Source organism: Burkholderia sp. AU44665 (assembly GCF_030504405.1).
Classification (GTDB): domain Bacteria; phylum Pseudomonadota; class Gammaproteobacteria; order Burkholderiales; family Burkholderiaceae; genus Burkholderia; species Burkholderia semiarida.
Window position 1 is genome coordinate 1 of the sequence record NZ_JAUJRI010000037.1, and the last position, 21,414, is coordinate 21,414.

At 61.7% G+C, this 21,414-nt stretch carries 32 protein-coding genes and 2 pseudogenes; 32 read left to right on the forward strand and 2 right to left on the reverse strand.

What is annotated here, in order from left to right:
• The 26 genes and pseudogenes from QZM15_RS32925 to QZM15_RS33050 all read left to right on the forward strand — a co-directional run.
• Window positions 1–512, forward strand: a pseudogene (locus QZM15_RS32925) (hypothetical protein); the annotation flags it as partial.
• Between the two features lie 180 nt (window positions 513–692).
• Window positions 693–830 carry a hypothetical protein gene (locus QZM15_RS32930; protein ID WP_302107955.1) on the forward strand — a complete coding sequence of 46 codons (138 nt, stop codon included), beginning with the start codon at window positions 693–695 and terminating at the stop codon, window positions 828–830.
• A 9-nt stretch (window positions 831–839) separates the two neighbouring features.
• Entirely contained in the window at window positions 840–1,025 is a 186-nt protein-coding gene (locus QZM15_RS32935; RefSeq protein WP_302107956.1) for a hypothetical protein, read from the forward strand.
• Window positions 1,022–1,204, forward strand: a complete 183-nt coding sequence (locus QZM15_RS32940) for a hypothetical protein (RefSeq protein WP_302107957.1) — start codon at window positions 1,022–1,024, stop codon at window positions 1,202–1,204. Before QZM15_RS32935 ends, QZM15_RS32940 begins: the two co-directional genes overlap by 4 nt.
• An 11-nt stretch (window positions 1,205–1,215) precedes the next feature.
• Window positions 1,216–1,500, forward strand: a complete 285-nt coding sequence (locus tag QZM15_RS32945) for a hypothetical protein (protein WP_302107958.1) — start codon at window positions 1,216–1,218, stop codon at window positions 1,498–1,500.
• 11 nt (window positions 1,501–1,511) lie between these two features.
• Window positions 1,512–1,850, forward strand: coding sequence for a DUF2493 domain-containing protein (locus QZM15_RS32950; RefSeq protein WP_302107959.1), 339 nt, complete (start codon window positions 1,512–1,514; stop codon window positions 1,848–1,850).
• 1 nt (window position 1,851) lies between these two features.
• Complete coding sequence (locus QZM15_RS32955) at window positions 1,852–2,067, forward strand: hypothetical protein (RefSeq protein WP_302107960.1); 216 nt, start codon at window positions 1,852–1,854, stop codon at window positions 2,065–2,067.
• A 170-nt stretch (window positions 2,068–2,237) separates the two neighbouring features.
• Window positions 2,238–2,519, forward strand: a complete 282-nt coding sequence (locus tag QZM15_RS32960) for a hypothetical protein (protein ID WP_302107961.1) — start codon at window positions 2,238–2,240, stop codon at window positions 2,517–2,519.
• Complete coding sequence (locus QZM15_RS32965; RefSeq protein ID WP_302107962.1) at window positions 2,516–2,908, forward strand: hypothetical protein; 393 nt, start codon at window positions 2,516–2,518, stop codon at window positions 2,906–2,908. Before QZM15_RS32960 ends, QZM15_RS32965 begins: the two co-directional genes overlap by 4 nt.
• Window positions 2,905–3,243: a hypothetical protein gene (locus tag QZM15_RS32970; RefSeq protein WP_302107963.1), complete on the forward strand. Its 339-nt coding sequence runs from the start codon at window positions 2,905–2,907 to the stop codon at window positions 3,241–3,243. Before QZM15_RS32965 ends, QZM15_RS32970 begins: the two co-directional genes overlap by 4 nt.
• Window positions 3,244–3,738: 495 nt before the next feature.
• Window positions 3,739–3,870, forward strand: a complete 132-nt coding sequence (locus QZM15_RS32975) for a hypothetical protein (protein ID WP_302107964.1) — start codon at window positions 3,739–3,741, stop codon at window positions 3,868–3,870.
• Window positions 3,871–3,945: 75 nt separating this feature from the next.
• The gene (locus QZM15_RS32980; RefSeq protein WP_302107965.1) at window positions 3,946–4,521 is read left to right on the forward strand and encodes an ERF family protein; all 576 of its coding nucleotides are present in this window, start codon (window positions 3,946–3,948) and stop codon (window positions 4,519–4,521) included.
• Window positions 4,521–4,799 carry a hypothetical protein gene (locus tag QZM15_RS32985; protein WP_302107966.1) on the forward strand — a complete coding sequence of 93 codons (279 nt, stop codon included), beginning with the start codon at window positions 4,521–4,523 and terminating at the stop codon, window positions 4,797–4,799. Before QZM15_RS32980 ends, QZM15_RS32985 begins: the two co-directional genes overlap by 1 nt.
• Window positions 4,796–5,185 (forward strand): recombination protein NinB, encoded by a 390-nt coding sequence (locus QZM15_RS32990; protein WP_302107967.1) that lies wholly within the window; start codon window positions 4,796–4,798, stop codon window positions 5,183–5,185. The genes QZM15_RS32985 and QZM15_RS32990 overlap by 4 nt, the downstream gene beginning before the upstream one ends.
• A gap of 75 nt (window positions 5,186–5,260) precedes the next feature.
• Window positions 5,261–6,235, forward strand: a complete 975-nt coding sequence (locus tag QZM15_RS32995; RefSeq protein ID WP_302107968.1) for a DNA cytosine methyltransferase — start codon at window positions 5,261–5,263, stop codon at window positions 6,233–6,235.
• 11 nt (window positions 6,236–6,246) lie between these two features.
• Entirely contained in the window at window positions 6,247–6,429 is a 183-nt protein-coding gene (locus QZM15_RS33000; RefSeq protein WP_302107969.1) for a hypothetical protein, read from the forward strand.
• Window positions 6,430–6,431: 2 nt separating this feature from the next.
• Window positions 6,432–8,345: a hypothetical protein gene (locus QZM15_RS33005; protein ID WP_302107970.1), complete on the forward strand. Its 1,914-nt coding sequence runs from the start codon at window positions 6,432–6,434 to the stop codon at window positions 8,343–8,345.
• Complete coding sequence (locus QZM15_RS33010) at window positions 8,342–8,830, forward strand: HNH endonuclease (RefSeq protein ID WP_302107971.1); 489 nt, start codon at window positions 8,342–8,344, stop codon at window positions 8,828–8,830. The genes QZM15_RS33005 and QZM15_RS33010 overlap by 4 nt, the downstream gene beginning before the upstream one ends.
• A gap of 2 nt (window positions 8,831–8,832) precedes the next feature.
• Window positions 8,833–9,519 carry a hypothetical protein gene (locus QZM15_RS33015; RefSeq protein WP_302107972.1) on the forward strand — a complete coding sequence of 229 codons (687 nt, stop codon included), beginning with the start codon at window positions 8,833–8,835 and terminating at the stop codon, window positions 9,517–9,519.
• Window positions 9,512–9,790, forward strand: a complete 279-nt coding sequence (locus QZM15_RS33020; RefSeq protein WP_302107973.1) for a hypothetical protein — start codon at window positions 9,512–9,514, stop codon at window positions 9,788–9,790. The genes QZM15_RS33015 and QZM15_RS33020 overlap by 8 nt, the downstream gene beginning before the upstream one ends.
• The gene (locus QZM15_RS33025; protein ID WP_302107974.1) at window positions 9,787–10,002 is read left to right on the forward strand and encodes a hypothetical protein; all 216 of its coding nucleotides are present in this window, start codon (window positions 9,787–9,789) and stop codon (window positions 10,000–10,002) included. The genes QZM15_RS33020 and QZM15_RS33025 overlap by 4 nt, the downstream gene beginning before the upstream one ends.
• On the forward strand, window positions 9,995–10,366 hold the full coding sequence (locus QZM15_RS33030; RefSeq protein WP_302107975.1) for a hypothetical protein: 372 nt from the start codon (window positions 9,995–9,997) through the stop codon (window positions 10,364–10,366). Before QZM15_RS33025 ends, QZM15_RS33030 begins: the two co-directional genes overlap by 8 nt.
• A gap of 161 nt (window positions 10,367–10,527) precedes the next feature.
• Window positions 10,528–10,614: pseudogene (locus tag QZM15_RS33035) on the forward strand (HNH endonuclease); the annotation flags it as partial.
• Between the two features lie 73 nt (window positions 10,615–10,687).
• The gene (locus QZM15_RS33040; protein ID WP_302107990.1) at window positions 10,688–11,140 is read left to right on the forward strand and encodes a hypothetical protein; all 453 of its coding nucleotides are present in this window, start codon (window positions 10,688–10,690) and stop codon (window positions 11,138–11,140) included.
• Entirely contained in the window at window positions 11,137–11,442 is a 306-nt protein-coding gene (locus QZM15_RS33045; protein ID WP_302107976.1) for a hypothetical protein, read from the forward strand. Before QZM15_RS33040 ends, QZM15_RS33045 begins: the two co-directional genes overlap by 4 nt.
• Before the next feature lie 444 nt (window positions 11,443–11,886).
• Window positions 11,887–12,147: a pyocin activator PrtN family protein gene (locus QZM15_RS33050; RefSeq protein WP_302107977.1), complete on the forward strand. Its 261-nt coding sequence runs from the start codon at window positions 11,887–11,889 to the stop codon at window positions 12,145–12,147.
• Here QZM15_RS33050 and QZM15_RS33055 read toward each other — a convergent pair.
• Window positions 12,132–13,217: a site-specific integrase gene (locus QZM15_RS33055; protein ID WP_302107978.1), complete on the reverse strand. Its 1,086-nt coding sequence runs from the start codon at window positions 13,215–13,217 to the stop codon at window positions 12,132–12,134. The two genes, QZM15_RS33050 and QZM15_RS33055, sit on opposite strands and share 16 nt — an antisense overlap.
• A gap of 192 nt (window positions 13,218–13,409) precedes the next feature.
• Between QZM15_RS33055 and rnr the strand changes: the two genes are divergently transcribed.
• From rnr to QZM15_RS33085, 6 genes are all read left to right on the forward strand, one after another.
• On the forward strand, window positions 13,410–15,884 hold the full coding sequence (gene rnr / locus QZM15_RS33060; RefSeq protein ID WP_302107979.1) for a ribonuclease R: 2,475 nt from the start codon (window positions 13,410–13,412) through the stop codon (window positions 15,882–15,884).
• A gap of 148 nt (window positions 15,885–16,032) precedes the next feature.
• Window positions 16,033–16,776 carry a 23S rRNA (guanosine(2251)-2'-O)-methyltransferase RlmB gene (gene rlmB / locus QZM15_RS33065; protein WP_006484150.1) on the forward strand — a complete coding sequence of 248 codons (744 nt, stop codon included), beginning with the start codon at window positions 16,033–16,035 and terminating at the stop codon, window positions 16,774–16,776.
• A gap of 104 nt (window positions 16,777–16,880) precedes the next feature.
• A complete protein-coding gene (locus tag QZM15_RS33070; RefSeq protein WP_302107980.1) occupies window positions 16,881–17,753 on the forward strand; it encodes an N-acetylmuramoyl-L-alanine amidase in 873 nt (290 codons plus the stop codon).
• 92 nt (window positions 17,754–17,845) lie between these two features.
• Complete coding sequence (gene rpiA, locus QZM15_RS33075) at window positions 17,846–18,541, forward strand: ribose-5-phosphate isomerase RpiA (protein ID WP_059584323.1); 696 nt, start codon at window positions 17,846–17,848, stop codon at window positions 18,539–18,541.
• 282 nt (window positions 18,542–18,823) lie between these two features.
• Window positions 18,824–19,540: a FadR/GntR family transcriptional regulator gene (locus QZM15_RS33080; protein WP_060318338.1), complete on the forward strand. Its 717-nt coding sequence runs from the start codon at window positions 18,824–18,826 to the stop codon at window positions 19,538–19,540.
• 101 nt (window positions 19,541–19,641) lie between these two features.
• Window positions 19,642–20,628, forward strand: coding sequence for a Gfo/Idh/MocA family protein (locus tag QZM15_RS33085; RefSeq protein ID WP_226223210.1), 987 nt, complete (start codon window positions 19,642–19,644; stop codon window positions 20,626–20,628).
• Between the two features lie 77 nt (window positions 20,629–20,705).
• Here the strand turns inward: QZM15_RS33085 and QZM15_RS33090 are convergent, their stop codons facing one another.
• Entirely contained in the window at window positions 20,706–21,398 is a 693-nt protein-coding gene (locus tag QZM15_RS33090; RefSeq protein ID WP_006484207.1) for an amino acid ABC transporter permease, read from the reverse strand.
• Between the last annotated feature and the right edge of the window lie 16 nt (window positions 21,399–21,414).

Genomic DNA, 21,414 nt, shown 5'->3' on the forward strand with positions numbered 1-21,414 from the left:
GCGGCTACAGCGGCGCGGCAACGGCCAGCGGCGACAGAGGCGCGGCAACGGCCAGCGGCGACAGCGGCGCGGCAACGGCCAGCGGCGACAGCGGCGCGGCAACGGCCAGCGGCGACAGAGGCGCGGCAACGGCCAGCGGCGACAGAGGCGCGGCAACGGCCAGCGGCGACAGAGGCGCGGCAACGGCCAGCGGCGACAGCGGCGCGGCAACGGCCAGCGGCTACAGCGGCGCGGCAACGGCCAGCGGCTACAGCGGCGCGGCAACGGCCAGCGGCTACAGCGGCGCGGCAACGGCCAGCGGCCGGCATTCTGCCGCGATGGCTTCTGGTTTCAATGGTCGTGCGCGCGGCATCGACGGCGCAGCACTATTTCTGATCTATCGCGACGCGGAGGCAGATGGCGACGACTACGGACGCATTCTTCACGCGCGTGCACTGATCGTAGGCCGAGATGGCGTGAAGGTCGATACCTGGTATGCATTGAATGAGGAAGGCGAAGTGATCGAGGTATGACATGCATCCCACCAAAGCCCTGCACCGCGCGGCGACCGCTAGTCTTGACGGACACTTGCGGTTCTTAGTAACTGTTCGCGGGGTCGCCCGCGTGATGACGCTTTCCGAACTCGCCTGCTGCAACGAAGCCCGCGTGCAGTGCGCCTTGTTCTGCGGGCATGTTGTTAATACGAGGTGAATATGAAAATCGTGATCAATCGCTGCTTTGGCGGTTTCTGGCTGCGCTTCTACGCAGCAATCGTGGCAAACCTGATCGTCGGATCGTTCTGCATGTATCAGGCTATTCGATTCGTTGAACTGTATGTGACGCGGAACTAGGAGAGCGAGATGATTGCGAAGAACACGGACATCAAGAATTTCGATACCGGCTTGAGCGATGTAGAGCGTCGCGATGCCATCTACGAATTCCAGCGTTTCAAACAGATCGAAGCGCTCGGGACACGGTACCTAGTGCACCGTGACAATGCGCCGAAGCGAGGAACGTATAACCCATTGACGGGAGCGCCCGCATGAACATCACAACCATGAGCCGACGCGAATTGCTGGCGCAAATCAACGTGGCTTCGAATGCCCGTCGCCGCTACGAACTCGCAGACGGCAACCGTTGGCGCGACGAGAAGTATGCGAGAGAGGCGGTTGGGGCAGAACTGGATGCGCTTATCGCTGAGTGGCGAAAGCGGAATTTGCGATAGGGGAGGGCGGCATGGGCGCGATCGAAAACTTCCGCGTTGGCTTCACGGTCGATCCGCGCGAGCTGGAACGCGAGGTGGCACGGAAGCTTGCCCGTCACGAGCTGTACGACGAGCTGGACGCGGACAACAAGGCCGAGACGAAGCTATTCGAGCTTCTGGTCGAGGACGACACTAACGCGAATCTCGTGCTGATCGGCAGAATCATTTGGGATCTGCACGACCGGTTGGTGAAGCGCGAAATCGACACGATGAACGAGCAGATTGCGGCCGAGTCGGTTCGCGATCTGGCGGTTTGAAGAGGATCACGATGAAAGTCATCGTATGCGGTGGTCGAGATTATGAAGATGCGGATCGTCTTTTTTCCGTGCTGGATGAGCAGCACCAGAAGGAGCCAATTTCTCTGCTTATTCATGGGGGCGCCGTTGGGGCTGACATGCTGGCAATGAAATGGGCAAAGTGGAGGAAAGTCGATTACCTGACTGTTAATGCTGATTGGTCGGCACATGGTCGGGCGGCAGGGCCTATCCGAAACGCAAAGATGCTTTCGTATAAACCAGATTTGGTGATCACGTTCCCCGGTGGACGGGACACAGCAGATATGACGCGACAAGCATTGGCTGCTGGCGTGGAGTTAATGGAGGCATGAGATGGACTGGACCCAACCCCTAGTAGTGAACGGCGGGACGCTCTACTCAGGTGTGAATGGCGACCGCTGGCTTGGAGAATTCAGCAGCCACGAAGCAGCGCTGGAGATCATGGCGATCCAGCGCGAACAACGGACGGTGTACAGCTCGCGCGAGACGCACTGCTGCACCGAAGGCGATCTCGAACTCGCTGCCGCGATTGATTTTGACGAGAGATAGATCATGCGCACCGGCTACGTGACCACATTCTTTTACCTTCAGTTCGCAGTCCTGATGCTGGTGGAATACGTATGCCGGGATGGTCATCGTATCCATGTTCGAACGGATCAGGTGGATTGGCAAGACAGAAAGTTCGTTTGGCAGTAACTGACACCACAACGAGGGACCAAATGGAAAAGATCAACGACGGCGGCCCGGCGTTTCCGTGCCACACGAACCCGCGACCAGGGACGATCAACGAAGCGCCGCAGGGCATGACGATCCGCGACTATTTCGCGATCCGCGCCCCGGAGCCGACTTCCGAACGCATGGCGATGGAGCGCCGGTGTGACCATAACCGCAACCCGTACAACGAAGCGCATAAGCCGACGATTCGCTCGGATGTCGAGATTCGTTGCGATCTCGCCTACGAATACGCCGACGCCATGATCCGCGCGCGAGGTGAAGCATGAACGAGATCAAGCACACGCCGCTCGTCGCCGATAACGAGTGCGTTTGCCTCGAAGACGGCGCGCTCATCGCAACGGTCTGGGTGAAGTACCCGGATGAAGCACGGCTCGATGGCGAATCGTGGCTCGATATGCGGAATCGGACCGCGGCGGATCGCGAGCTCGCAGAGATTACCGCGAAGAACCGTGCGAAGGAATTCGCGGCTGCTTCGGATGCGATTCTCGCCCTCGAAATGATCGCCGCCGAGGATGACGCAGCGCGCGAGCGCATGAAAAAGCCGCTGCTTACATCTGGCGTTCGGGCCATGCTCGACTCAGCGCTGATCAAGGCCGGCCGCAAGGCTGCGCCGGAGCCGGTGCGTGGCATAACGATCAACGGAGGTGTGCTGTGAAGATAAACGTTCGACGTATTTCTCCGGATTATTTCGACGTGTCTGTGACTATCGGTAACGCACACATCGAACTTGGGTTGATGGGGAAAGACGAGCGTGAGGAATTCGCGCAAATGCTGCGCGGCGTTGCTGACGAGCTTGTACCGGACGACGTGCCATACGAAGAACTCGAAAGTGCATGGATGCGTGAGCAAGCGCTCAAGGAAAGCGACGAAGCACTTCCGCCGCTGCCTGAAGGTCGCCAGCCGAAGTTGTATGACGTTGGGCCATGGTTCGATGAAGACGAGATGCGTGAGTACGCTCGCGCAGCCATCGAAGCGGCTAAGGAGGCATGATGCGCGCCCCTCTCAACAGCCTTAACCGTACTTCTGACGACAACCAGCTTTTAAAGGACTGCCGTCGAGTGCACCAAGGGTTGGCCGCGATCTGCTGCGTGTTGATCGTGGCTTGTGTGACCGTTCAGTTCACTGACGTTTTGGCGGGGGCGGTATGAGCGAGTGCTACTGCGATTACGGCATGCCGTCTGTCTACGTCCAAGAAACGCGGAAGGCACGGAAGGAGCATAGGTGCGCAGAGTGCGGATCGATGATCAAGCCCGGTCAGCAATACGAACACACTTTTGGCATTTGGGACGGCTATTTGGACCGGATCAAAACGTGTCAGCAGTGCGTGAACATGCGCGAGTTTGTGCGAGCTCATGTGCCGTGTTTCTGCTGGGAGCACCACAACCTGCATGAATGCTGCATCGACACAGCGCGCGAATACTCACATGAAGCGCCAGGCTTGTTGTTCGGAACATACCGGCGCTCAATTCGAAAGGAGGCGAGGCAATGAAGAAGATCCTCACCCACGACCTGACCAAGGTCTTCGCCGGATGGATTCTGCTGTTCTTGTTCTGGCTCGTACTTCCCGCTGATCCGGCGTATGTGGATCAGCCTGTCGTGTGGCGGAGTCCGACATGACACACGGAGCAGATTGGCGACAGCAGGAAGAGATTGAGGAACAACTTTTCTGGTTTGAGCAACAGCGAGCACATCATGAAAACGAGCGAAAGCATAACCAAGATGGCGGCGGCACTTCTGGTAGCTCAGAAGGCGATCACGTTCGCGTCGAAGGATGCGACGAACCCGCACTTCAAGAACAAGTACGCGGACCTCGGATCGGTCGTGGACGCCGTGAAGCCAGCATTGAACGAAGCGGGGATTGTGTTCATCCAGACGGCCTCCCCTTCTGACGACGGGAAGCTGCACCTGTCCACGCGTCTGATGCACGAGTCGGGCGAGTGGATCGAGGATACGCTTGTAATGCCTCTGCCGAAACCTGATCCGCAGGGGTTTGGTTCGGCCATGACGTATGCACGCCGGTATGCGCTGGCAGCTATCACGGGCGTCTATCAGGACGACGACGATGGCAATGCTGGATCGCGTCCGAGCGGCACGTCACAACCGGCTGACGACAATCCAGCAAGCGCATCCGATGTTCAGATCGCGATCAAAGATGCGAAGACGGTACCTGAGTTGGTCGGAATCATGAACGGCCTGTCCGTTGAAGCTCAGAAGGAAGTACGCCAAGCATTCAACAAGCGCATGGGCGAACTGAAAAAGGCTGCGTGATGGATCTGACCGAAATCGAACCTGCTGTGATCCTGGCGCGAGGCCAATACGCGACGGTGAACGGCGAATACAAAACAACCATGTCGCACCTGCAAGCGAAGGTACAGGTTGCCTGCGATTCACTGCGCCATGCGTTGCAGAACGACGAAGATCGGATCCAGTTGATCGATGAGATCGCCATCCTGCTGTCAGGAATTCGAGAAACGGCAGTCATCGCGAAAGAACTGAAAGCGCAGAAAGACGAGCTTTGGGAATCAGCTTGGGGAGGTAAGAAATGAGCAAGGTATTCGTTCTCCGCTCACCGGAACACGGCCACGCGCTCGTGAGCTACATCAAGGCGCTTGCTGGACCCATGGCGGCAGCCGGAAAGCCCCTGATGGTCACGGTGGATGAATACCAGGCTAAGAGGTCCAGCGAGCAAAATCGGCTTCTCTGGGTCCTCCTGACCGAGATTGCCGATCAAGTGGAACTGGAAGGCAAGAGGTTCACCAAGGAAGCTTGGTACGCCCACTATCTCGACCTCTACGCACCGAAGCAGGAAGGCCCGCGCGGCCTTGTGCCGGTCGGATCGAGCCAGATGACGAAAGAGCAGTTCGCCAATTTCGTGACGCGCATCGAGTGCCATGCAGCGCAGGAACTCGGTGTCGAATTTGCGGCGATTTGAGTAGACCCCCTTGGAAGGGCCGCATTCCCGGGCCCGCTCTTTTGAGGCTGACCACTTAACAGAGGATGCGCCAACGTGGCCGCGTACTACAACGAGATCGACCCGTATGCAGCGCAATGGCTGCGCAACCTGATTGCCGCCGGGCACATCGCACCTGGCGACGTCGACGAACGGAGCATTGAGGATGTCCGACCTGATGACCTGCGAGCCTACGACCAGTGCCATTTCTTCGCCGGCCTTGGCGGATGGTCACGCGCGCTGCGCGTGGCTGGATGGCCCGACGAACGACCTGTTTGGACCGGCAGTTGTCCCTGCCAACCTTTCTCCCTCGCAGGCAAGGGACTTGGGTTTGATGACCCGCGACACCTCTGGCCTCACTGGTACTGGCTCATCAAACAGCGACGTCCTGCAACGATCTTTGGAGAGCAGGTTGCGGCAGCGACTGACTGGCTCCGTCTCGTGCGCAATAACCTGGAAGCCCTGGAATACGCCGTGGGGGCAATGCCTATCGAAGCCGCGAGCGCGGGTGCGGAGCACTTTCGAGATCGTTTTTGGTTTGTGGCCCACGATGACCAGCAACGCTCCGGCGCGCGACGGCAACAACGAGGCCGGCAACAGCGCGGGACAGGTTGCGCTTCGCAAGATCCTGCTGGCCCTCTATCCGACGGCCACAACGCCGAGCGGCGGCCAGACGGTTCCAGAGGGGACGTCGATGTCAGGCCGCAAGCCGGACGGCTCGAAAGCACAAGTCACGTTGCAGAACGTGCTGATCGCGATGTGGTCGACGATTCGAGCTTCGGATGGGGGGAAGGGTGGACCGAACATGAGTTTCGGAGCCGGGGGTTCTCCGCTGCCGTCGCAAGTATCGATGGTTGCCAATACGTCGAATGCCCCGACGGAAAGTGGCGGCGGCTCCCTCCACCCCGAGTTCGCTGGCTGGGAAATGGGATACCCGCCCGAGTGGCTAAGTTGCGCGCCCTCGGAAACGCCATCGACACGCGCCCGGCGACGCAATTCATCCTCGCCGCGCGATACATCCTGACCACCTGAGGACCACCACCATGACCACCGCTATCCGCCGATTCATCTGGACGTTGCGCTGCGCTCGTGCGTTACGCCGCCATGGAGGCATGTCGTTACGCCAAGCATGGGATGTCGCCCAGTCGTGCCACGACCAATACGCCGCCGAAGGCTTCAGCCCGACTGACGCCGCTTGGGAAGAAATGTCCTACTGGAGCGAATGACCATGACCACCGACAAGAGCGCTGATGCGCTGACCGACGAACAGATTGAAGCCGAGGCGAACCTGTATCGACTTGATCTCGCTAACGGCATTGATTGGTGCTTTGATGACCATGGCCTGAAAGCACTTGTTCGATCGCTTATTTTGCAATCTGTCGAGCAGCACGAAGCAGCGCCGTGCGTCCATGCCGACGATCCGAAGGGCTGCTATCGCGTGCGCTGCCAGCTCGGCAACAAGTGCGTTGACGATAACATGTCGCCTCGCCAAGCGCAGCCCGAACCGCCAGCGGCAGATGATGTAGAGGCGCGCTTTGTGGCAGAGCACGGGCATCGACTGGCCCAGTTACTGGGCATCACCTCGTTTGATATAGCGGATCGTGATGCGCAGATCATGCAGCGGCTGAAGGGCGAGCAGCCCGAACCGCCAGCGGCAGACGAGCGGGCGGCGTTCTACGTCCACAAAAATGCGGTTAGAGAAATCTGCGAGCACGGCTTCGACTTCACGCAGACCCAAATTTTTGCCCGTCGGCGCAGCGACATCTATGTGCCCGTCTACCTGAACGCACCGGGAGCCGCCCCGGCCATCCCGGCGACATTGACCGATGAACGCATCGACGCGTTGTGGTGCCAGCGCTTCAACGGCGTCGAAGATCGGAATTCTTGCAACGCTGAAATCCGCAATTTCGCCCGCATGGTCGAGCGCGACGCCCGCGCCTCGTCGCCCAATGCAAAGCCTGTCGGGTGGGTGTGGATTTCACCGACGGGTCACATTTCGCGCTTCACGAACGACTTTGACGGGAAATACGATCAACTGTCGGAAGGGTGGAAGGTGCAGCCGGTTGCGTTTTGTGACTCGTCGCCCAATGCGACGGGGGGGGGGGGGGCAGAAGGCAACTCGCATGACGATCTCATTGGTCGCCTGTTGCTCGCAGGACGACACCCGGATTTTTCAATTTGCATGGAAGCCGCAAAGGCGTTGCGAGAGGCTCGCGCCCCTCGCACTGATGTGGCGGGAGGGGCAGACCGCTGGAGCCTCATCAATCCACAAGGAGTCGTCGTTGCGACGGAAGCGTCGTGTATCAAGGCTTGGGCGCGGATCGATGGTTATAAACCGACCGTCGAAGGATTGCTGGGATACGAACAGCATGGCTGGCGCGTCGTGCCTATCTCGCCTCCCTCCGCAGATGCAGCGGCAGAGGACAAGTACGTCATCGAGCGCCTGAGCACGGTGCTGGCGGGCGTCGCGTCGGCACTCCTTGGCGAGGAAGCTGATCGCCCTGCCGCTGAAACGCTCCAGAAACTGCCCGAGGAAGCCGCAAAACTTCGCCTCGAACTTGACCTGTACCGGGCGCAGGCCGCAGATGCAGCGGCAGCGCCGGCAGACGCGCGCGCGGTGGAAGGTGTCCGCGCATGGGAAACCGACGATGGGCGCGTGATCTCCAACAAGCAGAAACAGCAGGCGCTTCGCGACGGCGGCGCATCGGCATCGTCCGTGCGTCCGTTCTCAATCGCCCTCGGCCGAATCAGGCCCGTGCAGGCGGTGGAAGCGGTGGCGACGCCGTTCGGATGGGCGCAACCAAAGGGCGGAAACTACTTCACGCGCAGCGAAGTGTCCGCGAAAAGGGTCGGCGGTCTGGTACCCGTCTATCTCGCCCCGCCCCCTCCTGCCCCAGCATCCGCATGGCCGACCGATGACCAACTCTGGGATCAAACGCTGCGCGAGCGTGACGAGTACCACGAGGCAGCCGATAAGCTCGCCGCAGCCATTGCCAAGCATTTCGGCGTGGACATCGGCGAACACTCGAACGTGAACTGCCCGTGGAACGAAGCGCTGGAGGTGATCGAGAACGCCGCCCCGGCATCCGCTCCTGTCGGGACCGCGCGTGATACGAGCGACTCTGATTCGGGAGATGCATGATGGGCGATTCGTCTGAGCCGAAAGTCATCATGTCCACGAACGGCCAAGAAATTCTGGTCGATGCAGAAGACTTTGAGCGATGTTCGCGTCTCTGGTGGCACGTAATAAAGAGAGGTTACGCAACGCGGGCCATTTTCGAAAATGGGCGCCGATTCGAGGTTCTCATGCATCGCTTCATCCTGGGACTTGATCGACATGATGGCCGCATCGTGGACCATGCGAACGGCAATAGGCTTGATAACCGGAAATGCAATCTGCGCCTCTGCACGAAAGCCCAAAACGGCTGGAACCAAGGCCCTCAGAAAACCAATACGACCGGCTATAAAGGCGTGAGCCGGACGCCGAACGACAGATTTGTTGCGCAGATCCGGTGCCGCGGTCGGAAATATCACCTTGGCTCGTTCGACACCGCAGAACAGGCTTACGAGTTCTACTGCCTCGCTGCCGATCTACTTCATGGCGAGTTCGCCAATCATGGGAGGTGATCATGAATATGACGCTGACGGACGCTGTGGCAATTCCGCGCACTCTTCTTCAAGATCTGATCGATGACGTGTCCGACTACGCAGCATCACGCGAATTCCGGAAGCGCGAAACGGCATGGCGTGACGACATCTTGGCACGTGCCAGAGCCCTTCTCGCCACCCAGCAGCCGGAGCCGCGATCCTCTCTCACCGACGACCAGCGCGACAAGATCGAGCGAGCCGAAGAAAGGCTTCGCGGTCGAGGCCCGGAAGATGCCGCTGCTGCGAATGGGTTACTAGAAGTGCTGACCGCACATCCGGTGCAGCCGGAGCCGCGAGACGAGCCGATCGCATGGGAATCGACGACGCCGGTCTACACGAAGTACATCACGGACGATCGCTACCAGAAGTTCTCGCCCGAAGCGCGCAAGTGGTACAAACCGTACCGCTGTTCTGCATGCTCGGAGCCGAACTATATCCGCGATACCGGCCGCTCGATCGAGCAAGTCTGCGGCATGCCGGAGCCGCGAGACGAGGTGACGGACGACGACAAGCTCTGCGCTTCAAGGTACCGATGGCTGAGCCGACAAGTCGTCGCGACTCACAGCCGAGACGACCTCAATTGCCGATGGGAGGTTGACTACGTGCTGTATGGCGAATCGTTCGACGCCGCCGTAGATGCCGCCCGCACAGGAGCCTCTCATGAGTGATCCGATTCTTTCGCGCGAGGAGGTCAAAGCGCTGTATTCCAAGCACTTTGCCAATCCCTACGGCCTGCTGCCGCTCTGGGCGAAAGCTTTCACCGCCGCCATTGAAGCCGCCGTGCTGGAGAAGGTTTGCGGGGAGCCGATCTATCAGACGCGCTGGGAGACTCCTGCAACCGTGTGGGGCGATGTGCCGAAGGATGCATACGACGACTATCAATCGTACGGCTACGCCGACCGCCGCATCGTCTACGCCCTCACCCGGAGCAAGCCATGAAGATCACCGATGACATGCTGACAGAGTGGTTTCCGGATCACGTCAAACCCGTGCATGAGGGAATTTATCCAACACGCATAGTTGGGATGCCATTGAGCGAGCTTCGTTGTATTTGGAATGGAGCAAGATGGATGTATCTCGATAGCCCGAAACAACCACGCATTTTCCAGGATCTGGAATGGCGCGGCCTCAAGGAGCCACAACGTGACTGAGAGAGAAGAGTTTGAGGCGTGGTGGGTGCGCGATGTTCCGCCGGAATGCCGAGCAATGATACCGTTCCTCATGAAACGAGGTGCTAGCGGCAAATACTCCAACCCACGAGTTGAGGGTGCATGGGAAGTATGGCAAGCCGCCCGCCGCACCACTCCCGACAGGGAGGCGATCATCGAGGAGTGCGCGAAGGTGTGCGATGAGTACGCCGCGGATCAATGGAGCCTCTACAAAGGACGCGCACCGTACACAGGCAGTGAACCTGGTCGCGCTGATCCTGACGTTCAAGGCCGATCGGACGGTGCTGATGTTTGTGCTGAGCGCATCCGCGCCCTCAAGACCATCCCCAGTGGAGAGAAGAAGTGAGCACGTCGCTTCCTGATGACCATGAATTCTGGAATTTTGCTATCCGCCTTGGTCCTGATGATTGTTGGATTTGGATGGGAACCAAGAAAGGTCGCAATGGCGATCGCGCCTACTACTATGACAGATCTATGAAGAAGGAAGTAATCGCCGCCCGCTATGTAATGTCAGCCCCAAAAGGCTTGATGGTTTGCCATCGGTGCGATAACCCATCGTGCGTCAACCCAAACCACCTATTTTTGGGAACAAATTCAGAGAACCTGAAGGATGCCGCCGAGAAATGTAGGTTGCCTCTGCAAAAGAACTCTCACTGCAAGAACGGCCATGCCTTCGAGGGTGAAAATCTTAAGCCAACTAAAGGTCGGCGCCGAGTATGTCGAGAGTGCGCAAAGCAAAGAAATCGTGAATGGCATGCATCGAAGAGACGGACTGACGCCGCCCTCGCTCAACGACAAGGGGAAGACGATGATCGTCCGCGAAACAGTTGACCTCTTCGGCGAGAAGATCGTCGAGCGCATCAGCGAAGCGGCACCGGGCCGCAAGCAGACTCAACCGAAAGGCTACGCAGCCACGCCCGGAACCGGGCCTACCGGCGAGTCTTGCAAGACGTGCGCACACAAGCGTTCGACCGGCAGCATGTGCGCACGGGTCTACTGGAAATGCGCACTCATGGAGCATGCCTGGACCGGTGGGCCGGGTTCCGACATTCGTATGCGCTCGCCGGCGTGCAGTCGCTGGAGCGCCCGCACCCCTGCTAGTGAGGGAGAACAGAAATGACGGACAAAGAGATGCTGGAACTTGCTGCGAAGGCGGCCAATCAGGAACGCTCGTTTGCGGGAGATCTTTGGAGTTCGGCCAGGGGATGCTTGTGGGATCCGCTCGGTAATGACGGGGACGCGATTCGGCTGGCGATGAGGCTAAAGCTCGACATTAAGCATCTAGATAATGGCATCGTAGCTGAAAATCTGAAGATGCAATCTCGACCTTATGCCGTAGAAAGCTATGGAGAAAATCCCTTGTCCGCAGTCCGTCGAGCCATTGTCAGGGCGGCAGCAGAAATCGGGAAACGCGGATCCTGAATGCACACCACGCTCCAACGAATCTTAGAGATCACACGCGAGGAATGGGTTATGCCACAGGCAATTGACGAACTTAGGGAAGAGTGGACTGATTCTACGGCGCTCGAATGGCTAGCCGGGAATTTTCGATGGCCCGGCGGGATGATTCGGGTTCGGGCTGGCTACGTGCCAACCGAGAAGGATTTGCGAGCCGTACAGTATATGTGCGATGAGTGGGACTTTGCGTATGACGGAGTGCAGTATGAATGAGTCTTGCAAGCACGGCGTCCCATGGAAGCATCACTGCGACAAATGTGAATTCGCCATGGCGCTTGAAACAGAGGTGCGCCATGGTAGGGAAGTTGATGAGGCGCGGAAGGTGATTGAGCGGGAGCAGGAAAAAAATTGGCGGGATGGAATAGACCGCATAAACAGATTACCAGGGTGATTTTTTGCGAGGACGACATGAATACCGTATTCCTGCTTATGGCGGAATTTGGAGCCAGAGCGATTATCCCCATAGATGATGTGCGTAAGTCATACTTCTCACATTTGGAGCTTGACAAGTTGTTGCGCAAAATATCGCTTGGCGAGATCGCGTTGCCGCTTGTCCGAATCGAAAAAAGTGCCAAGTGTGCGAAGGGAGTCTATGTGCAAGACTTGGCGGACTATATCGATGCGCAGCGAGCGGCGGCGGTGAAAGAGCGCGATCAACTAGCCGCTTGAGGCGCAACCTTGTCTAGCCATTCCCAGTCAGCCCAAATATCTCCGATCTGTCGGACATGCGTATAACGCTTCAGTGTCTGCCACGAACGATGTCCAGAAATGGATAAAACGCGTTGAATAGTCCAGCCCATTTCCGATAATCGCGACGCTCCCTCATGCCTCAGATCGGTCAGCACAAGGTCATTGATGCCAAGGGCCTGCACGGCGTTGGTGAACGCCATGCTGGCCGATTTTGGCGCATACGGGAATATTCGTGGTTCGCCCTCGATCTTCGGTTGCGCGAGTATGATTCGCAATGCCTCAGATGTCAGGTAACACCAAGTGTCGTTGCCCTGTTTTTCCTCCGGATGCTTCAGGTCGCGCACCATGACCCGGCATCCTTCTATGTCTAGATCGTTCCAGGTGATATTGCATATCTCGATCAACCGACGCAGAGAGTAGAGCGTCATGAGGCAAATCGAGGTCATCGGAACGGTATCGCCGCGCGTGCTGTTGGATTTGCTGAAATAGTCCATCAGCTTGTTCATCTCGTCCCGGGTCGGGCGCCTGTCTCTTGTGTTGGATCGGGCAATCAGCCCCATACGCCGCATCACGATTCGCGCATCATCAACTGCCTTTTCATCGACCGGATAGCCCCACGCGGGTCGCGCAATCTTCAAGATTGAGGCGATGTGAGAAAAGTAGTTGTCAGCTGTTGATGGCGAAACGCCAAGACCGCCGATGAACTTGACAAATGCCGCGCTATCAAGATGGGAGCATCGCGTCTCTGAGAACGCATGTTCCTCGATCATTTTGAGGACGTTGTTTTTTGACAACCCCCATTTTTTCTTGGTTTCGGCGCGGGCTCTTTTGATAAGGTCTTTCAGGGGCGGATCGTCCGCCATGGCCTTTTTCAGGCCCGCAGGATCGGCCAGTTCCGTCTCGCGCTTCTTGATCCAGACACGCGCCGCTTGTTCGCGGGCGAACGTCTGCGTTTCCTGATGCAGCACCTTGCCGCCTTTGCGGATGCGCACCTGAGCCTTGTATGAAGTGCTACCATCCTTGTTCTTGCGTGGCGTGATTGCGCCCATGTTGTTCCCCGAGGTGCCATGATTTTCGTGGCACCAATTTTGGCACCGTGGCACCTCAGAAACAAGGCTGTACGAGGGTAAACGAGATAGGACGAGACATACCAAAATACGTCGGATGCCTTTGATTTCAAAGAAAAATCAATGAAATCAAGGGTGTTCGGCTGAACCGAGAAACCCATCATCGACAAACCCTTGAGCAAATATCCGTACCCCATTCCGAGCCGTGAAGAAATTCTCGGCGTGCTGCGTACGAGCGACGCGCCGCTAGCCGCCAACGACATCGCCGAAGCCCTGTCGATCAAGCGTCAGGAGCGCGAGGGGTTCTTCCGACGGGTCGCCGCGATGGAGCGCGATGGCCAGATCCGCCTCGACAAGCGCGGCCACTATCAGTTGACCCATCCGTCGAATTTCGTCGCGGGGCGTGTGCAGGGGCATCGCGACGGCTACGGGTTCGTGATCCGCGACGACGGCCAGGACGACCTGTTCCTCCCGAACGGCGAAATGCAGAAGGTGATGCACAACGATCGCGTCCTCGCGCGGATCGTCGGCTACGATCGCCGCGGCCGCCCGGAAGGGCATGTCGTCGAAGTCACCGAGCGCGCGAACAAGCGCGTGATCGGCCGCCTGCTGAACGAGAACGGTGCGCTGATCGTCGCGCCGGAAGACAAGCGTATCGGCCACGATATCCTGATCACGCAGAACGTGAAGAAGGCGAAGGTCGGGCAGGTCGTCGTCGTCGAGCTGACCGATTTCCCGAGCCGCCATTCGCAGCCGCTCGGCCGTGTCGTCGAGGTGCTCGGCGATATCGACGATCCGGGCATGGAAATCGAGATCGCGGTGCGCAAGTACGGCGTGCCGCACGAGTTCAGCCAGCCGGCGCTCGACGAAGCCGCCGCGCTGCCCGACAAGGTGCGTCCGGCCGACCTGCGTTTCCGCGTCGACTTGCGCGACGTGCCGCTCGTGACGATCGACGGCGAGGATGCGCGCGACTTCGACGATGCCGTCTATTGCGAGCCGGTGAAGGTCGGTCGCGGCGACGGCTACCGGCTGATCGTCGCGATCGCCGACGTGTCGCACTACGTCCAGCCGGGCAGCGGCCTCGATGCCGACGCGCTCGAGCGCAGCACGTCGGTCTACTTCCCGCGCCGCGTGCTCCCGATGCTGCCGGAGAAGCTGTCGAACGGGCTCTGTTCGCTGAACCCGCAGGTCGACCGCTGCGTGCTCGCATGCGACATGGTGATCACCGCGCGCGGCGAGATCAAGGCATACCAGTTCTATCCGGCCGTGATCCATTCGGCGGCGCGCCTCACGTACACCGAAGTCGCCGCCGTGCTGTCGAACACGAAGGGGCCGGAGGCCGCGCGCCGCGCGGATCTGCTGCCGCACCTGCAGGATCTGTACGGCGTCTACAAGTCGCTGTTCGCCGCACGTCAAAAGCGCGGCGCGATCGATTTCGACACGACCGAGACCTACATCGTCTGCAACTCGCAAGGCAAGATCGAGCAGATCGTGCCGCGCCAGCGCAACGACGCGCACAAGCTGATCGAGGAATGCATGCTGGCCGCGAACGTCTGCGCGGCCGATTTCCTGAAGCGCAACAAGCATCCGGGTCTGTACCGCGTGCACGCGGGGCCGACGCCGGAGAAGCTCGAGAACCTGCGTGCGTTCCTGCGCGGCATGGGCCTGTCGCTCGGCGGCGGCGACAAGCCGCACGCGAGCGACTACGCGGCGCTGATGGCGCAGATCCGCGACCGGCCGGACGCGCAGATGCTACAGCCGATGCTGCTGCGCTCGATGCAGCAGGCCGTCTACAGCCCGGACAACATCGGCCACTTCGGTCTCGCATACGAGGCGTACGCGCACTTCACGAGCCCGATCCGCCGCTACCCGGACCTGCTCACGCATCGCGCGATCTACGCGATCCTGTCCGGCAAGAAGTACGTGCCGAAGGCGCCGGAAGGCTTCGAGCTGAACACCGCGCTGTCGCCGCGCGCCCGCGCGATGCAGCAGGCCGACGACGAGGCGCGCGGCCGCTCGCGTTCGAACACGGCAATCTGGGAGGAGCTCGGCCTGCACTGCTCGGCGAACGAGCGCCGTGCGGACGAGGCGTCGCGCGACGTCGAGGCGTGGCTCAAGTGCTACTTCATGCGCGACAAGCTCGGCGAGGAGTATGGCGGGATGGTGAACGGCGTGACGTCGTTCGGCATCTTCGTGCAGCTCGACACGCTGTTCATCGAAGGGCTCGTGCACGTGACGGAGCTCGGCTCCGACTACTTCCAGTACGACGAGATCAAGAACGAGCTGCGCGGCGAACGCACGGGTATCCGTTATCGCCTGTCGGACCGCGTGCGCGTGCAGGTGAGCCGCGTCGATCTCGACGCGCGCAAGATCGATTTCCGCCTCGTGCGCGATACGCCGGTGAAGGCGCCGCGTCCGTCGCCCGCACCGGCTGCCGGCGTCGATCGCAACGGCAGCGGCCCGCGCGTGCGTGCGCTGCCGCCGGTGGAGGACACCGTGCCGCGTGGCAAGAAGGCCGCGAGCGCGCCGAGTGTCGCGGTGAAGGAAGCGCGCGCCGCACGTGGCGCCGCGAAGAAGAAGGGCGGCGGTGGCGGCGGCGCGCCGGCGAAGCCGACCGCGAAGAAGGCCCGCGCCCGCAAGAAGTACTGAGCGTTCAGGGCGGCGTGTGCGCACGCCCTGCAGTATCGAAAGACGCCGCGTTATCGGCCATCGGCCGGCCACGCGGCGCTTTCCTTTTCCATGGATCGCGGCTGCGCGAATCGCGCGGCCGCCTGTTTGATCGAAGGTTGTTCCAGTCATGTCACGTCTGAAGGTTCTTTACGGTTTTCATGCGGTGACCGCACGTTTGCGGCACGATGCATCGACGGTGGCGGAGGTGCTGTACGACCAGACGCGCCGCGACCGCCGCATGCAGGAGTTCCTGCACGCCGCGAAGGAAGCGGGCGTGCGGCTGATCGCAGCCGACGAAACGCGCCTGTGGGGTCTCGCGCATACCGAGCGCCACCAGGGCGTCGTCGCACGCGTCGAGGACATGCCGCTCGCGCAGAACCTGTCCGAGCTGCTCGACGGCATCAACGGGCCTGCGCTGCTGCTCGTGCTCGACGGCGTCACCGATCCGCACAATCTCGGCGCCTGCCTGCGGGTCGCCGATTCGGCCGGCGCGCACGCGGTCATCGCGCCGCGCGATCGCGCGGTCGGCCTGAACGCGACTGCCGCCAAGGTGGCGAGCGGCGCAGCCGATACCGTGCCCTACATCACCGTGACGAACCTCGCCCGTGCGCTGCGCGAGCTGAAGGAAGCCGGCGTGTGGATCATCGGGACGTCGGACGAGGCGCCGGCGACGCTCTACGAAACGAAGCTCGACGGCCCGGTCGCGCTCGTGATGGGCGCGGAAGGCGAAGGCATGCGCCGGCTCACGCGCGACACCTGCGACGAAGTGATGAGCATCCCGATGGCCGGCAGCGTGGAAAGCCTGAACGTGTCGGTCGCGAGCGGCGTGTGCCTGTACGAAGCCGTGCGCCAGCGGCGCGTGAAGGGCTGAGCCCCGGGCCCGCCCGTCCCGCGCGCGATGCGCGGGCGTCGAATCACCCAAGCGACGCGTGCCCCGATGCAAGGCGGCACGCGGCTACCCGGAACCCGCGACCGATGATCCTGTTTCGTGCCGGCATCTCCTGCGCCGTGCTCGGCCTGCTGGCGGCCTGCACGTCGCCGTCGCTCGTCGAGCGCGGCACCTACTACGCCGACACGAGCCTGCACGCGCGCGGCGCCGATTCGCGGATTCGCTTTCTCGTGATGCACTACACCGAAAGCGACGAGACGAAATCCTTGCGCACGTTGACCGGCGATTCGGTCAGCGTGCACTACGTCGTTCCGCCGCGGCCGCCCACCGAGCGCGGGATGCCCGTCGTCCACCAACTCGTTCCGGAAGCGCGGCGTGCATGGCACGCGGGCGTCAGCGAGTGGCAGGGCACGACTGAGCTGAACGCGGTGTCGATCGGCATCGAGAACGTGAACCGCGGCCCGCTCGACCCGCAGCAGCGCACCTGGCAGCCGTATCCGCCCGAACAGGTCGACGCGCTGATCCGCCTGTCGCAGGACATCGTCGCGCGCTACGGGATTGCGCCGACGCGCGTGGTCGGGCACAGCGACATCGCGCCGCAACGCAAGATCGATCCCGGGCCGCTGTTCCCGTGGCATGCGCTCGCGCAAGCAGGCATCGGCGCGTGGCCGGACGACGCCACCGTTGCCGCGCGGCTCGGCGGCCGCGACCCGCACGCGCCGGTCGACGTGCGCGAACTGCAGCTCAAGCTCGCGCGCTACGGCTACGACGTGCCGACCGACGGCGTGCTCGACACGCGCACGCGGCGCGTGTTCGCGGCGTTCCAGATGCATTTCCGGCCGTCCGACTACGCGGGCGACCCGGACGCGGAAAGCGACGCGATCGCGCAGGCGCTGCTCGACAAGTACTTCCCCGGCGCGCAAACGGCGGTCCCCGCTCCGGTGGCCGACACGCGCTGAATGCGCGGCGCATTGCACGCCGAAAAACGCGGGGGCGTCCGCCGACTCCGGTAAACTGGCGGTTTTCAGCAATCCCGCAGCATTACCACGCCATGACTCAAGACGAACTCAAACGCCTCGTCGGCCAGGCCGCCGCCGATTACGTGATCCAGAACGTGCCGGAAGGCGCCGTGATCGGTGTCGGCACCGGCTCGACCGCCAACTGCTTCATCGACGCGCTCGCGGCCGTCAAGTCGCGCTATCGCGGCGCCGTGTCGAGCTCGGTCGCCACGACCGAACGCCTGAAATCGCACGGCATCAAGGTGTTCGACCTGAACGAGATCGACTCGCTTCAGGTGTACGTCGACGGCGCCGACGAGATCGACGCCGGCGGCGCGATGATCAAGGGCGGCGGCGGCGCGCTGACGCGCGAGAAGATCGTCGCGTCGGTGGCCGACACGTTCGTCTGCATTGCGGACGCGAGCAAGCGCGTGCCGGTGCTCGGCGCGTTCCCGCTGCCGATCGAGGTCGTGCCGATGGCGCGCACGGCGATCGGCCGGCGCGTGACCGCGCTCGGCGGCGTGCCCGTGCTGCGCGTGACGAAGGACGGCGCACCCTACATCACCGACAACGGCAACGAGATCATCGACGTGAAGGGCCTGCAGATCGCCGATCCGCGCGGTTTCGAGGCACAGGTGAACGCATGGCCGGGCGTCGTGACGGTCGGCCTGTTCGCCGAGCGCGGCGCGAATCTGTGCTTGCTCGGCACGGAAAACGGCGTTGAAACGATCGCTTATCCGGCTGGCTGAAACTGAATGAGAAGCAGTCCGTAACGGCGCGATATCGGTCGTCACGGATTGCATAGTTAAATCTTGTGGAAACCGGGGTCCGGCAGGCGCGGCGCGCTTCCCGGGCTTTTTTTTTAGCCGTATAAATCACCTCGTTCAAAAGAGGGATAACCCTGTCAGGTGTTTACCAGATAGCGAAATATCGTCGAACTCATCAACTTATAGATCATAAGAACAGAGTAGTAACCAGGGCCGGCGGAACTGCGGAGCAGGTGTTCGCAAATCGACGCACGGGGAGGTGTCATGGAGCAGGGCAAAGACCGGTCACTGGTCGCCAAAGTGATGGATGGGCTTGTCTCGGGTATCGTCGAGGACAAGTACGGCGGCATCTTGCCGCCGCAGGACGTGCTGTCGAAAGAGTTCGACGTGAGCCGCACGGTGATGCGGGAGGCGTTGTCGATGTTGCTTGCGCGCGACATGCTCGACGTGCGTCCGAAAGTCGGGACGCGCGTGCGGCCGATGCGCGACTGGCGGATGATCGACGAAGACGTCGTGAGCTGGCGATTTCGGGCAAAGCCCGATCCGCAGTTCATGCGCGACGTCATCGAGTTCCGGATGCTGATCGAACCACGCGCGACCGCGCAGGCGGCCGTGCGTGCGACGGCCGCCGACATCGCGGGCATTCGCGAAGCGTTCGATGCGTTCAAGGTGCTGCAGCCGGGCGATTCCGGCTACGACACGGCGGACGAGTTGCTGCATACGCGGATCGTCCAGGCAAGCGGCAACCAGTTCTTCCAGCAGATGGCGGCGATCGTGCGCGGCGCGGTGCGTCTCGTGAATCCGCGCGTCGTGCAGAAGGAGGGCGCGCACGACATCGCGGTGAAGGCGCATGCGCGCGTCGTCGACGCGATCGAGCGGCGCGACCCGCGCGAAGCCGAAGCAGCGTCGCTCGCGCTGATCGATTTCAGCGCGGACGAGATTTCGCGCGATTTCTCGGTCGACGTGCCGGTGCGGGCCTGACGGCGCGCGTGTCGTCCATCCGTGTGCCGCGGGGCCGTTTATCATGACGGCCGGCCGGCAGCGTGCCGGCAACCGCCATACGACCGACACGGAAGATCAGGATGAACGACAACGACCATCGCCCGGTGCGCTTCGGCATCGTCGGCGCAGGCAGCATCGCGCGCCGCTTCGCGCAAAGCCTCGCGCACGTGCCGGGCGCCACGCTCGCCGGCGCCTGGGCCCGCCGCGCCGACGCAACGGCCGCCTTCTGCGAGACATGCGGCGGCACGCCTGCCGCGAGCCTCGACGCGCTCCTCGCGAGCGATATCGACGCGGTCTACATCGCGACGCTCCATGACAGCCATGCGCAGTACACGCTGGCCGCACTGGCTGCCGGCAAGGCGGTGCTGTGCGAGAAACCCGCCGCGCTGAACGCCGCGCAACTCGACACGGTGCTGCACGCGGCGCGCGCTGCCGGGCGGCTCTTCATGGAGGCGATGAAGCCGCCATTCTTTCCGCTGTACCGTCAGTTGCGTGCGCACCTGCGTGACGATCCGATCGGCGAGATCCGGCTCGTGCGGGCGGGCTGCGCATCGTCGTCGGTGCCGGAGGCGCATTCCGTCTATCGGCTCGATCGCGCGGGCGGCGCGCTGCTCGACATCGGCATCTACGAGGCGTTCCTTGCCGTCGACTGGCTCGGCGCGGCGCGCGACGTGCAGACGCTCGGACGCGTCGGCGCGACGGGCGTCGACCTGTTCGCGAGCCTGAACAGCGTGCATGAGAACGGCGGGATCGCACAGCTCTTTTGCGGTCTCGACGTGATGGGGCGCGGCGACGCGCTGATCGCCGCGGCGGGCGGCCACGTGACGATTCACGAGAAGTGGTGGAACCCCGCGCGTGCGACGATCCGCTACGCGGACGGGCGCACCGTCGAACTCGATGCGTCGGTCGACGGCGGCGGGCTGAACTACGAGACCGAGCACTTCTGCGAGCTGCTGCGTGCGGGCGAGACCGAAAGCCCGATCATGACGCACGACCATTCGCGGCGGATGATCGCGATGACCGATGCGGCGCGCGCCGTGCTCGGCGTGCGCTATTCGGGCGAATAGACGGGAAGACGGAAAGACGGAAAGACGGGAAGGTGGGCGTCGGGCCGGCGAGCGCCGGCCCGGTGCAGCCGCGTGGCTCAGTGCCGCGACGGCAGCGACAGGCGCTTTTCGTACCAGCGCTGCACCCATTCGAGGATCTGGCACAGGATCCAGTACACGGCCGCGGCGGCGAGATAGAGCGGCAGCGGCTGATAGGTCGCCGCGATCACTTCCTGCGCGCTGCGCAGCAGTTCGGTCACGGTGATCACGGACACGAGCGACGTGTCCTTGATCAGGCTGATCAGGCTGTTCGACAGGCTCGGCACCGCGATGCGCAGCGCCTGCGGGCCGATCACGTAGCGTAGCGTCTGCCCCCACGACAGCCCCAGGCTGTACGCGGCGAGCCACTGGCCGCGCGCGATCCCGTTGATCGCGCCGCGCATGCTTTCCGACATGTAGGCCGCGACGTTCGCGGACAGCGCGATGACGCCGGCCGGCGTCGGGTCGAGCGAGATGCCGAGGCTCGGCAGCCCGTAATAAATGACGAAGATCTGCACGAGCAGCGGCGTGCCGCGCATCAGGCTCACGTACGCGCGCGCCAGCCACGCGAGCGCGTTGACCCAGATGCGCTCGAAGCCGTCGAGCGCTTCGCTCTGCCGGATGCCCATCATCGCGAGCACGACGGCGCCAAGCAGGCCGAACACCATCGACAGCACGGCGAACTTGACGGTCAGCACGGCACCCTGGGCGAGCACCGGCAGCGATTGGACGAGCAGGGACGTTGTCGACATGGAATACGAAGCGAAT

What these genes read in the sequence shown, in the direction of transcription:
- QZM15_RS33005 (WP_302107970.1), top strand. Translation starts at nt 6,432, where the DNA reads ATGACCACCGACAAGAGCGCTGATGCGCTGACCGACGAACAGATTGAA.
- QZM15_RS33055 (WP_302107978.1), bottom strand. Translation starts at nt 13,217, where the DNA reads ATGGGCGCAATCACGCCACGCAAGAACAAGGATGGTAGCACTTCATAC.
- QZM15_RS33015 (WP_302107972.1), top strand. Translation starts at nt 8,833, where the DNA reads ATGAATATGACGCTGACGGACGCTGTGGCAATTCCGCGCACTCTTCTT.
- rlmB (WP_006484150.1), top strand. Translation starts at nt 16,033, where the DNA reads ATGTCACGTCTGAAGGTTCTTTACGGTTTTCATGCGGTGACCGCACGT.
- QZM15_RS33025 (WP_302107974.1), top strand. Translation starts at nt 9,787, where the DNA reads ATGAAGATCACCGATGACATGCTGACAGAGTGGTTTCCGGATCACGTC.
- QZM15_RS32985 (WP_302107966.1), top strand. Translation starts at nt 4,521, where the DNA reads ATGGATCTGACCGAAATCGAACCTGCTGTGATCCTGGCGCGAGGCCAA.
- QZM15_RS33090 (WP_006484207.1), bottom strand. Translation starts at nt 21,398, where the DNA reads ATGTCGACAACGTCCCTGCTCGTCCAATCGCTGCCGGTGCTCGCCCAG.
- QZM15_RS33010 (WP_302107971.1), top strand. Translation starts at nt 8,342, where the DNA reads ATGATGGGCGATTCGTCTGAGCCGAAAGTCATCATGTCCACGAACGGC.
- QZM15_RS33045 (WP_302107976.1), top strand. Translation starts at nt 11,137, where the DNA reads ATGACGGACAAAGAGATGCTGGAACTTGCTGCGAAGGCGGCCAATCAG.
- QZM15_RS32960 (WP_302107961.1), top strand. Translation starts at nt 2,238, where the DNA reads ATGGAAAAGATCAACGACGGCGGCCCGGCGTTTCCGTGCCACACGAAC.
- QZM15_RS32965 (WP_302107962.1), top strand. Translation starts at nt 2,516, where the DNA reads ATGAACGAGATCAAGCACACGCCGCTCGTCGCCGATAACGAGTGCGTT.
- QZM15_RS32950 (WP_302107959.1), top strand. Translation starts at nt 1,512, where the DNA reads ATGAAAGTCATCGTATGCGGTGGTCGAGATTATGAAGATGCGGATCGT.
- QZM15_RS33050 (WP_302107977.1), top strand. Translation starts at nt 11,887, where the DNA reads ATGAATACCGTATTCCTGCTTATGGCGGAATTTGGAGCCAGAGCGATT.
- QZM15_RS32930 (WP_302107955.1), top strand. Translation starts at nt 693, where the DNA reads ATGAAAATCGTGATCAATCGCTGCTTTGGCGGTTTCTGGCTGCGCTTC.
- QZM15_RS32940 (WP_302107957.1), top strand. Translation starts at nt 1,022, where the DNA reads ATGAACATCACAACCATGAGCCGACGCGAATTGCTGGCGCAAATCAAC.
- rpiA (WP_059584323.1), top strand. Translation starts at nt 17,846, where the DNA reads ATGACTCAAGACGAACTCAAACGCCTCGTCGGCCAGGCCGCCGCCGAT.
- QZM15_RS32945 (WP_302107958.1), top strand. Translation starts at nt 1,216, where the DNA reads ATGGGCGCGATCGAAAACTTCCGCGTTGGCTTCACGGTCGATCCGCGC.
- QZM15_RS33085 (WP_226223210.1), top strand. Translation starts at nt 19,642, where the DNA reads ATGAACGACAACGACCATCGCCCGGTGCGCTTCGGCATCGTCGGCGCA.
- QZM15_RS33080 (WP_060318338.1), top strand. Translation starts at nt 18,824, where the DNA reads ATGGAGCAGGGCAAAGACCGGTCACTGGTCGCCAAAGTGATGGATGGG.
- QZM15_RS32975 (WP_302107964.1), top strand. Translation starts at nt 3,739, where the DNA reads ATGAAGAAGATCCTCACCCACGACCTGACCAAGGTCTTCGCCGGATGG.
- QZM15_RS33070 (WP_302107980.1), top strand. Translation starts at nt 16,881, where the DNA reads ATGATCCTGTTTCGTGCCGGCATCTCCTGCGCCGTGCTCGGCCTGCTG.
- QZM15_RS32980 (WP_302107965.1), top strand. Translation starts at nt 3,946, where the DNA reads ATGAAAACGAGCGAAAGCATAACCAAGATGGCGGCGGCACTTCTGGTA.
- QZM15_RS33040 (WP_302107990.1), top strand. Translation starts at nt 10,688, where the DNA reads ATGCCTTCGAGGGTGAAAATCTTAAGCCAACTAAAGGTCGGCGCCGAG.
- QZM15_RS32935 (WP_302107956.1), top strand. Translation starts at nt 840, where the DNA reads ATGATTGCGAAGAACACGGACATCAAGAATTTCGATACCGGCTTGAGC.
- QZM15_RS33000 (WP_302107969.1), top strand. Translation starts at nt 6,247, where the DNA reads ATGACCACCGCTATCCGCCGATTCATCTGGACGTTGCGCTGCGCTCGT.
- QZM15_RS33020 (WP_302107973.1), top strand. Translation starts at nt 9,512, where the DNA reads ATGAGTGATCCGATTCTTTCGCGCGAGGAGGTCAAAGCGCTGTATTCC.
- QZM15_RS32955 (WP_302107960.1), top strand. Translation starts at nt 1,852, where the DNA reads ATGGACTGGACCCAACCCCTAGTAGTGAACGGCGGGACGCTCTACTCA.
- QZM15_RS32990 (WP_302107967.1), top strand. Translation starts at nt 4,796, where the DNA reads ATGAGCAAGGTATTCGTTCTCCGCTCACCGGAACACGGCCACGCGCTC.